We start from the raw sequence: 12,831 nt of genomic DNA, 5'->3' as shown, positions 1-12,831 counted from the left end.
GATCTTTCAGGGCTTAATTCGGTCCCGGATCAGCCACCAGACGCCCGGCATCCCTGGTCAATGCCTTGAGAAACTCAGCCTGCAACTCAGGATCGTTGCGCGTCAGTTCGATCAGGCTTTGCTCCAGTTCGCTGGCTTCCTCTTCCAGACCCAGTTCCGACAGGCGTTTGACCCGGTGCACCCACTGGCTCACTTCGTCGTCTTCCAGATCGTCATAAATCAGCCCGTGGGCTTCCAGCAACTTGCCGCGCAGGTGGCCGCTGAGCATCAGGGTCGAGTCGGAATGCACGTCGTCCTTGCCGTCTTCGACACTGATTTGCAAGCGACCGACATGATTAAGGTCGTGTTCGGCGAACGGGCTGTCGAGCAAGTTCAAGCGCAGCACGCCGTTGCGATCGGTAGTCATGTCGAAGGTCTGTTTGCCGGCCTTGACCTGCACCGGGCGCTCGCTCCACGGCAGGCTCGAATACTCCGTGCGCTTGTCGCGCTGCACCTCATCGATGCCCGCGAGGTTCTGCTGCGCGCGACCGTTGGACTGCACGTTCATGAACGGGTTGAGCCCGGCGAAACCGTAGCTCAGCCAATCCCTGGTGACGCTGTCCGGCAGGTTGCCGAGGGCGAACACGTTGACCACGTTCGCACCGACACCGCCGACCACGGCGACCGCGCCCAGCGGAATCTCGTAGACTTCGCGCCAGGGTTGATAGGGCGTGTAGCGGTCGTAGCGACGGGTGACCTCGAACTCGGTGACTTCGAAGGTCTTCTGCTCGTTGATCTTCACGCGTCGCTGCGGCAGCTCAAGCACCTTGGGCTCGCCGACATCGATCTGCAGGCTGTGATCGAGCAACTTTCGCTCGACCCGCTCTTCGTGCTCGCTGCGTTGCGACATGTGATTGGCGCAGCCGCTGACCAGCAGGGCGCCGCACAGGGCGGCGCCACCGAGGCCTAAGGTGTTTCGCTTGAACATGACGTCTCTATCTGGTTTCAGCGGCGGATACGGGCCTGAAGGAAGGACACAACATCGGCCACCGGCAGCGCTTGCGCCTCTGCTTCGGAACGACTCTTGTATTCCAGGTTGCCTTCGGCGAGGCCGCGGTCGCTGACCACGATGCGGTGTGGAATGCCGATCAGCTCCATGTCCGCGAACTTGATGCCGGGGCTGGTTTTCTTGTCGCGATCGTCCAGCAGCACTTCGAAACCTGCCGCTGTCAGTTCCGCGTACAGCTTGTCGGTGGCTTCGCGCACTTGCTCGGTTTCATAACGCAGTGGTACCAGGGCGATCTGGAAGGGCGCCAGGGTGTCGCTCCAGATGATGCCATTGGCGTCGTTATTCTGCTCGATGGCGGCAGCCACCACGCGGGAAACGCCGATGCCGTAGCAGCCCATTTCCAGAGTCACCGGCTTGCCGTTCTCGCCCAGCACTTCGCACTTCATCGCCTTGCTGTACTTGTTGCCCAGCTGGAAGATGTGTCCGACTTCGATGCCGCGCTTGATTTCCAGCGTGCCTTTGCCGTCCGGGCTTGGGTCGCCCGCAACGACATTACGCAGGTCGGCAACGGTCGGAACCGGCAGATCACGCTCCCAGTTCACGCCGAAGTAGTGCTTGTCGTCGATGTTCGCGCCGATGGCGAAGTCGCTCATCATCGCGACCGAACGGTCGATGATGATCGGCAGTGGCAAATTCAGCGGGCCGAGCGAACCGGCGCCGGCGCCAATCCCGTCACGCAGTTCGGCATCGGAAGCCATGACCAGCGGGCTGGCCACGCCAGGCTGGTTGGCAGCCTTGATCTCGTTCAGTTCGTGGTCGCCACGAATCACCAGCGCGATCAGCTTGCCTTCTTCTTCGGCGCGCACGATCAGGGTCTTGATGGTCTTTTCAATCGGCAGATTGAATTTTTCCACCAGCGCCGCGATGGTTTTGGTGTCCGGCGTGTCGACCAGGCGCAGCTCTTCGGTTGGCGCAGGGCGCGAGGTTTCCCGTGGCACCGCTTCGGCTTTTTCGATGTTCGCTGCGTAGTCGGAACCGTTACTGAAAACGATGTCGTCTTCACCGGACTCGGCCAGCACGTGGAATTCGTGGGAGCCGGCACCGCCGATCGAACCGTTGTCGGCTTCAACCGGACGGAATTTCAGCCCCAGACGGGTGAACACGTTGCAGTACGCCTCGTGCATGCGGTCGTAGGTGACCTGCAGCGAGGCCTGGTCGGCGTGGAACGAGTACGCGTCCTTCATGATGAATTCGCGGCCACGCATCAAACCGAAGCGTGGGCGGATTTCGTCACGGAATTTGGTCTGGATCTGGTAAAGGTTGATCGGCAGCTGTTTATAGCTGCTCAACTCGTTGCGCATCAGATCGGTGATCACTTCTTCGTGGGTCGGGCCGGCGCAGAAATCACGACCGTGGCGGTCTTTGATGCGCAGCAGCTCAGGGCCGTATTCTTCCCAGCGCCCGGATTCCTGCCACAGCTCGGCCGGTTGGGTGCTCGGCATCAACACTTCCAGAGAACCGGCAGCGTTCATTTCTTCGCGAACGATGGCTTCGACCTTGCGCATGACTCGCAGGCCCATCGGCAGCCAGGTGTACAGGCCCGAGGCAAGCTTGCGGATCATGCCGGCGCGCAGCATCAGCTGGTGGCTGATCACGACCGCGTCGGAAGGCGTTTCTTTCTGTGTGGCGAGCAAAAATTGACTGGTGCGCATGGTTGGCCGTTGTCGGTTGCTATGACTGGAAATGACGGAGCAGTGTACCGGCGAGTTTTGCTGACGTACAGAAGTGTGGCCGGCGCAGAGGTCCTGCGGCGGGATTCCTCCCGCCATTGGCGACGCGTCCTACGATTCTTCGGTAACGGGTGTCGGCGCGGGTTCAGCCGTCGGTGTCGGTCCTTCGCGGCGGCGCTCCTGAAACCAGTGCAGCGCGATCAGCACCAGCGTCGGCACGCCGAGCAGGGCGGTAATGAGGAAGAAGCTGTGATAGCCGAACTTCTCCACCAATACGCCGGAGTAACCGCCCATCAGGCGCGGCAGCAGCAACATGATCGAGCTGAGCAGGGCGTATTGCGTGGCCGAGAACTTCAGGTTGGTCAGGCTCGACAGGTAGGCGACGAAAGCCGAGGTGGCCAGACCGGAGCTGAAGTTGTCGAGAGAAATGGTCACCACCAGCATCTGCAGGTTCGGGCCCATGTCGGCGAGCATCACGAACAGCAGGTTGGTCGCTGCCGAAGCCACGCCGCCGATAAACAGGATCGGCAGAATGCCGAAACGCACGATCAACAGGCCGCCCATGCCGGCGCCGACGAGGGTCATGATCAGGCCGAAAATCTTGCTGACACTGGCGATCTGATCCTTGGTGAAGCCCTGGTCGATGTAGAACACATTGGCCATCACGCCCATCACCGTGTCCGACATCCGATAGGTGGCGATCAGGCCCAGCAGCAATAGCGCCTGCCAGCGGTAACGCAGAATAAAATCGTTGACCGGCGTGAGTACCGGAGCCAATCCGCGCCGGCCCATGGCCGACAGACACATCCCCGTGAGCAGCGTATAGAGGATGGCGCGCAGGAAGGCGCGGTCTTCGAGCAGCAGGTCGAGCGGGCTCATGTCGCCGAACAGCACGCCAGCGAAATCGGTGTTGTACAGCTGGGTAAACATCGCCGGTACCGAGACCAGCAAGATGATCAACACGAACACCGACATCAATTGATGCATGAACGTGTAGCGCCCGGCCTGCAACTGCGTGCGCAGCGGCACCGGCGGCTCACGCATGAACAAGGTGGTCAGCAGCGCGGGCACCATCAATGCGCCGAACAGCACATAGGTGCCGGTCCACGCCGCATGCTTATAGTTGAAACCGGTGGAGCCGAAACCTTCGGCGAAAAACAGCGCGCCGGCGGTGGCGAGCAGGGCGGCGACGCGATAACCGGACATGTAACTGGCGGCGAGGGCAGCCTGGCGGCTGTCATCGGCGATTTCCAGGCGATAGGCATCGACCGCAATATCTTGCGTGGCAGAGGCGAAGGCGACAACGACGGCAATGGCGATCAGCCAGGACAAGTGCTTCTGCGGGTCACAGAAACCCATGCCGATCAGCCCGAGAATCACCAGTGCCTGGGAAAGCACCAGCCAGGAACGGCGACGGCCGAGCTTGCCCAGCAAGGGCAGGCGCCATTGGTCGAGCAGCGGTGACCAGACCCATTTGAACGCGTAGGCCAGGCCGATCAGGCTGGCATAGCCGATGGTTTCACGGGCCACGCCTGCTTCACGCAACCACACGGAGAGCGTCGAGAACACCAGCATGTACGGCAGGCCGGCGGCAAAACCGAGCAACAACAGCACGAGCGTCGAAGGACTGGCATAGGCGGCGAGCGCGGCGCGCCAGGTTTTACGGGGCATGGGCTGAAGTCTGCCTCAAAATTGCGAAAACAAAGCGCGCACTCTAACCGCTGTGCTCTACCGGACGCCAGCCATGGCGCCGAATATCCACACGATTGTTCTGGACGGTGATGCCTTCCATGCGCAATCGCGCGCGTTGTTCATCTCCCGAGGGGCTGCCGACCGGCAGGCTGATCCGTCCGCCGGCGCCGAGTACACGGTGCCAGGGCAGCCTGGTGTCGCTGGGCAACTGGCTCAGGGTACGGCCGACCCAGCGCGCGGCGCGGCCCAGTCCAGCGAGTTCGGCCAACTGGCCATAACTGACGACTTTACCTTCGGGCACTTGGGCAAGTGTCGAGTAGAGCGCCGTGCGTCGGATTTGCGCATCGTTTTCGACGCTGTCGAGTGGGTCTTTCACGTACGCGGTTCCTGAGCATGGGCGTGTCGATGGCAATAAGGGTAATCGCTGGCGGCGCAGTTGAGAAATGAACTCAATTGAAATAGTCCGGTCAGTCCTTGTCATGGGCAGAATCCCACGGATAATGCCGAACTTTTCGCCAACTCTGAGCCCTTGATCTGCTTATGTTCTCCAGAACCTTGTTGTGCCTTGCTGTTTGCAGCACGTCCACGCCCCTGCTTGCCGACACCGTCTGGTTGAAAAACGGCGACAAGCTGAGCGGCACTATCACGGTATTCGATGGCGGCAAGTTGTTGATCCAGACCAAATACGCCGGCGCGGTGGCGATTGACTGGAAAGAGGTCAAGACTCTGGACAGCGATCAGCACCTGCTGGTCAAACAGGACGCCTACGCCGGCGAGGTGTCGAAATCACTCACCGCAGCGGACGACGGCAAAGTCACCCTGGCCAACGGCGAGGCGCCGAAAACGGTCGAGCTGGCGAGCATTCAGCAGATTCTCAAACCCAAGCCAATCGTCACCGACCTGGTGTGGAAGGGCAACGTCGATCTGGCGCTGGATTATCAGCGCGCCGAAAAAGATACCGACGATTATGACGTTGGCTTCAAGACCTCGGCGCGGCATGGTCGCTGGCGGCATATCGCCGAGGGCGAGTACAACCGTGAAGTGCAGGACGCCGAAACCACGACCAACAACTGGCGCGCCGAATACTCGCTCGACCGCTTCCTGACTGATCAGTGGTTCTGGCAGGGGCGCCTTAACTATAAGCGCGACCATATTGAAGAGCTGGCGCGTCAGCGTGTGGTCGGTACCGGCCCCGGCTACCAGTTCTGGGATGATGAACTGGGCGCGTTCTCGCTGGGTTCGTTGCTCAACCGCACCGATTACGAGTACCGCGATGGCAGCAAGGACAACTTCTATTCCGTCGCCATGAAGTGGGACTACAACCGCTACCTTATCGGCAAGAAGGTCGAGTTCTTCACCAATGGCGAAGTCGGCAAGCCGCTGTCGGGCGTAGCCGATTACGCACTGGATGCGGAAATGGGCCTGCGCTACAAGGTCACCGACTGGGCCTCGCTCAACCTCAAGGCCGAGCGCGACATCATCAGCGGCACCAACGATGCCGATTTGAACAAGACGCGCTACACCGCAGGATTTGGCGTGGCCTGGTAAAGAAGAAAAAGATCGCAGCCTTCGGCAGCTCCCACAGGATGTACACCAATCCTCTGTAGGAGCTGCCGAAGGCTGCGATCTTTTTACGCTCATAAAACAAGCGCCCACAAAAAAGCCCCGCTTTTAAGGGCGGGGCTCTTTTCTAAAGAAGCTACAAGTTAGATAACTTGTACTTCTTCAGCTTGCATGCCTTTCTGACCGCGGGTAGCGATGAAAGAAACCTGTTGGCCTTCTTTCAGGCTTTTGAAGCCGTCGGATTGGATAGCTTTGAAGTGAACGAACAGGTCGTCACCGGATTGTGGAGTGATGAAGCCGAAGCCTTTTTCATCGTTGAACCACTTAACGGTACCGGTTTGGCGATTAGACATGGTGTAACTCCTTGAACAAAGATAACTGCGACTCAGGAAGAACCCTGGCCGAGACTGAGTGCAAAGAGCAGGAAAAATTCTTGTAGATGGTTGGATCGAAATTCAACATATCGTGTAGAGATTCTCAGTGACACAAGCAGCACAGTGACGCCACCTTAACCCTTTTTCCGGAACGTGCCAATGCTTCTTGCAAAGGTTTCTCTGTTTTCGGGATCGACGGTGCGACGGTTCGTCGCCAGATCGCGTAAATACGGGGCGTTCGCCGAGAATTGCGTTGTGCACTTTGAACGAAGCGGCGCGCCCGGTAAGATGCCGGTCAGAATTTTTCCACCTCGCTATTCAGGACAACCCCGCCATGAGCATCAAATCGGACAAGTGGATTCGCCGCATGGCGCAGGAACACGGAATGATCGAACCATTCGTCGAGCGGCAGATGCGCGGCAGCGACGACAGTCGGGTGATTTCCTACGGTGTGTCGAGCTACGGCTACGACGTGCGGTGCACCAACCACTTCAAGGTGTTCACCAACATCAATTCGGCCATCGTCGACCCGAAGAACTTCGACGCCGGCAGCTTCGTCGACATCCACAGCGACGTTTGCATCATCCCGCCGAACTCCTTCGCCCTGGCCAGCACCGTCGAGTACTTCCGCATCCCGCGCAACGTCCTGACCATCTGCCTGGGTAAAAGCACCTACGCGCGCTGCGGCATCATCGTCAACGTCACCCCGCTCGAGCCTGAGTGGGAAGGTCACGTGACGCTGGAATTCTCCAACACCACCAACCTGCCGGCGAAGATCTACGCCAACGAAGGCGTGGCGCAGATGCTCTTTCTGGAATCCGATGAGGAATGTGAAGTTTCCTACAAGGATCGCGGCGGCAAGTATCAGGGGCAGCGTGGCGTGACATTGCCGCGCACCTGATCGCCATCCGACGGATGTCGGGAATTCTTTGGCGGGCAGACACTCTATGGGGTGTACTGCCCGTTTTTGTTACAGACAAATACGGGCCTTCACTAAGGAGTGCCCTATGAAGATCGACCCGCGAATCAGCGCTGAACTGGCAAGGCTTGAGCCCAATCAGATAGGCGTCCTGGCCTGGTCGTTATTGGCGAATCCGTCTTTGAGCCTGGCCGGTGGCGTACCCGGACAGCCCGACCCCGATACTCCCAACGAACAACCGACCGAACCCGGCGAACCGACGCTACCGGACGAGCCGCCTCCGGCACCTGTCGCCTGATCACTGAAAAATCATGGCCCGTCAGCTAACTGACGGGCCATATTTCGTTGTCACCGATCACGAAGACTCTGCAGCTGTCGTCGCGCTCGACCTGAAAGCCACCGGTAAACGCACCGAACGCCGGCATCAGGCTGATACGCTCGCCCAACCTGAAACACGCCAGGCGCAAGCTCTGGCGTCCTCTGCCGTGCAATCGATAGACCGGGTGCACATGGCCGGCGAGCACATGCCGTTCGGCATGCGGATCGGGCTCATGCTGCAGAGCGAACGGCCCGAGCAATAGCGGCTCGGGCACGACGCGGATATTAAGCGAGGCTGGTGGGTCGCCTGCGCGTTTGTCATGGTTGCCGCGAATCAGCGTCATAGGCAGATCGGCGTGCCGCGCGCGCCATTCTGCCAGGGCATTCAGCGTGTTCTCAGCATGGGAGCCGGGCCCGTGGAGGAAATCTCCGAGGAAGATCAACTGACGGCACGGCAGCCTCGCCAGCAGCGCGTCGATGACTGCGATGTTGCTTGCCGTGGTGCCACAGGGCACGGGCTGGCCGAGGCTGCGATAGGCTGCCGCTTTGCCGAAGTGGACGTCGGCAATCAACAGCGCTTCCTGCGCTGGCCAGTACAGCGCTTTTTCCGGTAGCAACCACAATTCTTCGCCGGCCAAACGTACCGGGTACGCCGCACTCACGATGATTTTCCGTTATCAGCGGTTTTTTCCAGGTCTCCGACCATTCTTCTGATCCTGTCAGCCAGTTTTTCCGAACTCATGCTTTCGCGCATCCGCTCCACCAGCAGGGGAAACCCCAGCGGTGTCGGACGTTTGACTTGATGCACATCCATCTTCATCTGATTGATGCGCTCCAAAGTCTGTTCCAGGCGCCGAATATCCAGTTCTTCCCGTAGGACTTCTTCCCCCGCTTGGGCCAGCAGCAGGTTGTCGGCGTCATATTGTTTGAACACCTGGAAAAACAAGCCGCTCGAGGCCTGCACCTGGCGAGTGCTTTTCGGTGCGCCCGGATACCCGGCGAACACCAGCCCGGCGATCCGCGCGATTTCCCGGAAGCGGCGCAACGCCAGTTCACCGGCATTCAGGCTGGCGAGGACATCCAGCAACAGGTCATCAGCGTTGAACAGGTGTGCATCCAGATGCGCCGCCCAGTCCAACGGCGTGGCGCTGAGCAATTCCAGACCATAATCGTTGACTGCGATCGAGAAGGTCACCGGCTGGCGTTGACTGACGCGCCACGCCAGCAGACTCGCCAACCCCAGATGCACCTGACGCCCGGCAAACGGATAGAGGAAAAGATGCCAGCCCTCGCGGGATTTCAGCACTTCGGCCAGCAGATTCTCGGTGGTGGGCAAGCCGGACCAGCGTATCTGCGTCTCCAGCAGCGGCCGCAGCGCCTGCATTTCCGGACCATTGAACTGACCTTGGGCGGCGGCGCTGAAACGCGTGACCACGGCCGCGGCCAGCTCGTTGGATAGCGGCATGCGTCCGCCATTCCAGCGCGGCACGGCGGCTTTTTTCGCGGTGCTGCGTTTGACGTAGGCGGTCATGTTTTCCACGCGCACCAGCTCCAGCAGGCGGCCGGCAAAGAGGAAACCATCGCCGGGTTTCAGTCGTGCAATAAAGCCTTCCTCGACACTGCCCAGTTGCTTGCCGCCGCCACCCTTGCTCCAGAATTTCAGGTTGATGCTGGCATCGCTGACGATGGTGCCGATGCTCATGCGGTGGCGCCGCGCCAGACGTGCATCCGGCACACGCCAGACGCCGTACTCGTCGGGCTCGACCCGGCGGTAATCCGGATAGGCTGTCAGAGACATTCCGCCATGACGTACGAAAGCCAGTGCCCACGCCCAGTCTGCCGCCGTCAGGTCGCGATAAGCCCAAGCGCCACGGACTTCTTCATACAAGTCTTCAGGAATAAACCCACCGCCAAGGGCCATGCTCACCAAATGCTGCACCAGAACGTCCAGCGGCTTGTGCGGCGACAGACGCGGCTCGATGCGACGCTGTTCGACGGCATCGCGCGCGGCCACTGCTTCGATCAGTTCAAGGCTGTGGGTCGGCACCAGCGTCACCCGGGAGGTGCGCCCCGGTGCGTGGCCGGATCGGCCGGCACGTTGCATCAACCGCGCGACACCTTTGGCAGAGCCGATCTGCAGTACGCGCTCGACCGGCAGAAAATCCACGCCCAGGTCCAGGCTCGAGGTACACACCACGGCTTTCAACTGGCCATTCTTCAACGCCTGTTCGACCCAGTCGCGGGTGTCGCGGGACAGTGAGCTGTGATGCAAGGCGATCAACCCGGCCCAGTCCGGTCGCGCCTCCAACAACGCCTGATACCAGATTTCCGATTGCGCCCGGGTGTTGGTAAATACCAGGCTGCTGGCGCAGGCGTCGAGTTCGGCAACCACCTGCGGCAGCATCTTCAGGCCGATGTGCCCGGCCCACGGAAAACGCTCGATGGCCGGTGGGAGCAGGGTGTCGACTTGCAGGGTTTTTTCGCTTTTACCCTGAACGCTGATGCCGCCGCCCTGTGGGATCAGCACTTCTTCGGCGTGGGATTGATTACCGAGAGTGGCGGAAACGCCCCAGACGATCAGTTCTGGCTGCCAGTGACGCAAGCGGGCGAGGGCCAGTTGCAGTTGCACGCCACGTTTGTTGCCGAGCAATTCGTGCCATTCATCAACGACGATCATGCGCAGGGTCGATAACGCGGTACGCGCATCGGCGCGGGCGAGCAGCAGGGTCAAGCTTTCCGGGGTGGTGATCAGCGTGGTCGGCAGGCGCCGGCCCTGGCGCGCGCGTTCGCTGCTGCTGGTGTCGCCGGTGCGCAGGCCGATGCTCCACGAAATGTGCAAATCATCGACCGGGCTTTGCAGCGCGCGCGCCGTGTCGGCGGCGAGGGCGCGCATTGGCGTGATCCACAGCACCGTCAGCGGTTCGGCCGGCGGCTTGCGTTTGCGCGGCGTGGCCACGGGCGGTAGTACGCGAGCGAAGCGATTGAGCGCGGCGAACCACACCGCATAGGTTTTGCCGGCGCCGGTGCTGGCGTGGAGCAAACCGGAGTCGCCGTTTTTCACTGCAGCCCACACTTGTTTCTGAAAGGCGAACGGCTTCCAGTCGCGGGCGCTGAACCAGGTTTTTGCAAAGTCGGGGGATTTCGCCATGCCGGCTGCGTGCGCTCTGGAGGTGTTGTTTTCAGAGACCACACCAACAGACCAAAGGTTTAAAACGACGCGATTCCCGTGTAGGAGCTGACGAGTGAAACGAGGCTGCGATCTTTTGACTCTGCTTGAAAGATCAAAAGATCGCAGCCTCGTTTCACTCGTCAGCTCCTACAGGGGAGTGTGTACGGTGTTATTTCAGGTTGCCGCTGAGAAACTGTTTCAGCCGTTCGCTCTTCGGGTTGCCCAGCACCTCTTCGGGCGCGCCTTCTTCTTCCACCAAGCCCTGATGGAGAAACAGCACCTGATTCGACACCTTGCGCGCAAAGCTCATTTCGTGGGTGACCATGATCATCGTCCGGCCTTCCTCGGCCAGTCCCTGAATCACTTTCAACACTTCGCCGACCAGTTCCGGATCGAGCGCCGAGGTCGGCTCATCGAACAGCATTACCTCCGGTTCCATCGCCAGCGCCCGGGCGATCGCCACGCGTTGCTGCTGACCGCCCGAGAGAAACGCCGGGTACTGATCGGCGACCCGCGCCGGCAAACCGACCTTGTCCAGATAGCGCCGCGCGCGATCGTCGGCTTCCTGTTTGCTGCAACCGAGCACCCGGCGCGGGGCCATGGTGATGTTTTCCAGCACGGTCATGTGGCTCCACAGGTTGAAATGCTGGAACACCATCGCCAGCCGCGTGCGCAGGCGCTGCAGTTCATCGGCGTCGGCAACGTGCATGCCGTGACGGTCGGTAACCATACGGATAGCCTGGCCATCGAGGCTCATGGCGCCGTCGTTGGGTTGTTCGAGAAAGTTGATGCAGCGCAAAAACGTGCTTTTGCCCGAGCCGCTGGCGCCGATCAGACTGATCACGTCGCCGGTTTTGGCCTTGAGCGAAACGCCTTTGAGCACCTGATGATCGCCATAGCTTTTATGCAGGCCTTCAACGGTCAGTTTGTACATGGACGAGCATCCTTCAAGGCGAAAGTAGGTAGCCGCTGCGATAGGCTTCGGCGCCCGCGACGTGGGCGATGACCATGCCGGCAGTGGCCATGCGTCGCAGCGAGCGCGCGTACAGCAGGCCGGCGGCGGTGCAATGAATGGGGGTGACCCGGTCGTGGATCGGGTCGATGATTTCCGCGATCTGCTGGCCGGCTTCCAGATACTGACCGGGCGTGGCGCAGTACACCAACAGGCCGCCGACCGGCGTGGTCACCGGCTCGACACCGGCCAACGGTGTGGCCGGGTATGGCAGCGGCGGTTGCTGCCTGGTCTCGCCGACGATGGCGTCGAACTGCACCAGATAATCGATCAGCGCCTGACAATCGCGACTGGCCAGCGGGTGATTGACGTCGCCTTGGCCGCGCAACTCGACGGTTACCGAGAAACTGCCAAGCGGAATCTCGAAATGCTCGCCGAAGCGCTCGCGCAATTGCCACCAGAGCAGGGTGAAACATTCGTCGAACGACTGCCCGCCGGAGTCGGTGGCCAGCAGGCAGGCCTGGGCTTCGATATAGCGCGCCAGCGGTTCGACCTGCGGCCAGGCTTCGGGCGTGGTGTACAGGTGCACCACCGACTCAAAGTCGCAGTGCAAGTCGAGCACCATGTCGGCATCGCAGGCAAGGCGTTGCAGGGTCAGGCGCTGGGATTGCAGTTGTGTCGTTGGCGTCTGGCGGGCGAGGGCGTTGCGCAGACTGCTGCGGATCAGCTTGAGGTTGTGCTGCGCATCGTCGTTGAGCTGGCCTTCGATGGCGTTGCCGATTTCTTCGCTGAGGTCGACGAACCAGCGGTTGAAGTTCTGTCCGCTTTCGAGCTCGTAACGGCCCAGCGGGACGTCCATCAACACTTGTTCGAGGCCGACCGGGTTGGCCACCGGCACCAGCACGATCTCGCTGCGCAGGCGGCCGGCGGCTTCCAGCTCGGCCAGACGTTGCTTGAGGTGCCAGGCGACGAGCATGCCGGGCAGTTCGTCGGCATGCAGTGAAGCCTGAATGTAAACCTTGCCCTGGGCCTGCTGCGGGCCGAAGTGGAAGCTGTGAATCTGCCGTGCGGTCCCCGGCAGCGGGGCCAGCAAATCGTGTATCTGATGACGCATTTCAAAAGGGTC

The 12,831-nt window shown here is 60.7% G+C and carries 12 protein-coding genes; 3 read left to right on the top strand and 9 right to left on the bottom strand.

All coding sequences use genetic code 11. The annotated features are described in order from the left end of the window. Nucleotides 1–13: 13 nt before the first annotated feature. The 4 genes from VNV36_RS15410 to VNV36_RS15395 all read right to left on the bottom strand — a co-directional run bounded on the left by VNV36_RS15410 (nt 14) and on the right by VNV36_RS15395 (nt 4,786). Nucleotides 14–967, bottom strand: a complete 954-nt coding sequence (locus VNV36_RS15410) for a hypothetical protein (protein ID WP_325718509.1) — start codon at nt 965–967, stop codon at nt 14–16. 17 nt (nt 968–984) lie between these two features. Beyond that, complete coding sequence (locus tag VNV36_RS15405; RefSeq protein ID WP_325718508.1) at nt 985–2,700, bottom strand: proline--tRNA ligase; 1,716 nt, start codon at nt 2,698–2,700, stop codon at nt 985–987. 129 nt (nt 2,701–2,829) lie between these two features. Further along, nucleotides 2,830–4,389: an AmpG family muropeptide MFS transporter gene (locus VNV36_RS15400; RefSeq protein ID WP_325718507.1), complete on the bottom strand. Its 1,560-nt coding sequence runs from the start codon at nt 4,387–4,389 to the stop codon at nt 2,830–2,832. A gap of 43 nt (nt 4,390–4,432) precedes the next feature. Beyond that, nucleotides 4,433–4,786: an MGMT family protein gene (locus tag VNV36_RS15395; protein WP_325718506.1), complete on the bottom strand. Its 354-nt coding sequence runs from the start codon at nt 4,784–4,786 to the stop codon at nt 4,433–4,435. A 164-nt stretch (nt 4,787–4,950) separates the two neighbouring features. Between VNV36_RS15395 and VNV36_RS15390 the strand changes: the two genes are divergently transcribed. Then, on the top strand, nt 4,951–5,958 hold the full coding sequence (locus VNV36_RS15390) for a DUF481 domain-containing protein (RefSeq protein ID WP_325718505.1): 1,008 nt from the start codon (nt 4,951–4,953) through the stop codon (nt 5,956–5,958). Nucleotides 5,959–6,116: 158 nt separating this feature from the next. On the opposite strand, the gene VNV36_RS15385 is transcribed toward VNV36_RS15390, so the two are convergent. Beyond that, nucleotides 6,117–6,326 (bottom strand): cold-shock protein, encoded by a 210-nt coding sequence (locus VNV36_RS15385; protein WP_002554837.1) that lies wholly within the window; start codon nt 6,324–6,326, stop codon nt 6,117–6,119. Nucleotides 6,327–6,681: 355 nt separating this feature from the next. Between VNV36_RS15385 and dcd the strand changes: the two genes are divergently transcribed. Continuing rightward, nucleotides 6,682–7,248 (top strand): dCTP deaminase, encoded by a 567-nt coding sequence (gene dcd / locus VNV36_RS15380; protein WP_007940589.1) that lies wholly within the window; start codon nt 6,682–6,684, stop codon nt 7,246–7,248. A 106-nt stretch (nt 7,249–7,354) separates the two neighbouring features. Further along, nucleotides 7,355–7,564: a hypothetical protein gene (locus VNV36_RS15375; RefSeq protein ID WP_325718504.1), complete on the top strand. Its 210-nt coding sequence runs from the start codon at nt 7,355–7,357 to the stop codon at nt 7,562–7,564. A gap of 25 nt (nt 7,565–7,589) precedes the next feature. Here VNV36_RS15375 and pdeM read toward each other — a convergent pair whose 3' ends face one another. From pdeM to VNV36_RS15355, 4 genes are all read right to left on the bottom strand, one after another. Beyond that, nucleotides 7,590–8,246, bottom strand: a complete 657-nt coding sequence (gene pdeM / locus VNV36_RS15370; protein WP_325718503.1) for a ligase-associated DNA damage response endonuclease PdeM — start codon at nt 8,244–8,246, stop codon at nt 7,590–7,592. After that, nucleotides 8,243–10,732: a ligase-associated DNA damage response DEXH box helicase gene (locus VNV36_RS15365; RefSeq protein WP_325718502.1), complete on the bottom strand. Its 2,490-nt coding sequence runs from the start codon at nt 10,730–10,732 to the stop codon at nt 8,243–8,245. The genes pdeM and VNV36_RS15365 overlap by 4 nt, the downstream gene beginning before the upstream one ends. Before the next feature lie 190 nt (nt 10,733–10,922). Continuing rightward, the gene (locus VNV36_RS15360) at nt 10,923–11,687 is read right to left on the bottom strand and encodes an ABC transporter ATP-binding protein (RefSeq protein ID WP_325718501.1); all 765 of its coding nucleotides are present in this window, start codon (nt 11,685–11,687) and stop codon (nt 10,923–10,925) included. 13 nt (nt 11,688–11,700) lie between these two features. Continuing rightward, a complete protein-coding gene (locus VNV36_RS15355) occupies nt 11,701–12,819 on the bottom strand; it encodes a succinylglutamate desuccinylase/aspartoacylase family protein (RefSeq protein WP_325718500.1) in 1,119 nt (372 codons plus the stop codon). Between the last annotated feature and the right edge of the window lie 12 nt (nt 12,820–12,831).

This window comes from Pseudomonas sp., assembly GCF_035554175.1.
Lineage (GTDB): Bacteria > Pseudomonadota > Gammaproteobacteria > Pseudomonadales > Pseudomonadaceae > Aquipseudomonas.
Note: the sequence above shows the minus strand (reverse complement) of the source record. Positions and strands in the feature narration are given on the sequence as shown.

Excerpts from the sequence above, each read along its gene's own strand:
- VNV36_RS15365 (WP_325718502.1), bottom strand. The coding sequence starts at position 10,732 with ATGGCGAAATCCCCCGACTTTGCAAAAACCTGGTTCAGCGCCCGCGAC.
- VNV36_RS15405 (WP_325718508.1), bottom strand. The coding sequence starts at position 2,700 with ATGCGCACCAGTCAATTTTTGCTCGCCACACAGAAAGAAACGCCTTCC.
- VNV36_RS15375 (WP_325718504.1), top strand. The coding sequence starts at position 7,355 with ATGAAGATCGACCCGCGAATCAGCGCTGAACTGGCAAGGCTTGAGCCC.
- VNV36_RS15410 (WP_325718509.1), bottom strand. The coding sequence starts at position 967 with ATGTTCAAGCGAAACACCTTAGGCCTCGGTGGCGCCGCCCTGTGCGGC.
- VNV36_RS15385 (WP_002554837.1), bottom strand. The coding sequence starts at position 6,326 with ATGTCTAATCGCCAAACCGGTACCGTTAAGTGGTTCAACGATGAAAAA.
- VNV36_RS15400 (WP_325718507.1), bottom strand. The coding sequence starts at position 4,389 with ATGCCCCGTAAAACCTGGCGCGCCGCGCTCGCCGCCTATGCCAGTCCT.
- VNV36_RS15360 (WP_325718501.1), bottom strand. The coding sequence starts at position 11,687 with ATGTACAAACTGACCGTTGAAGGCCTGCATAAAAGCTATGGCGATCAT.
- VNV36_RS15390 (WP_325718505.1), top strand. The coding sequence starts at position 4,951 with ATGTTCTCCAGAACCTTGTTGTGCCTTGCTGTTTGCAGCACGTCCACG.
- VNV36_RS15355 (WP_325718500.1), bottom strand. The coding sequence starts at position 12,819 with ATGCGTCATCAGATACACGATTTGCTGGCCCCGCTGCCGGGGACCGCA.
- dcd (WP_007940589.1), top strand. The coding sequence starts at position 6,682 with ATGAGCATCAAATCGGACAAGTGGATTCGCCGCATGGCGCAGGAACAC.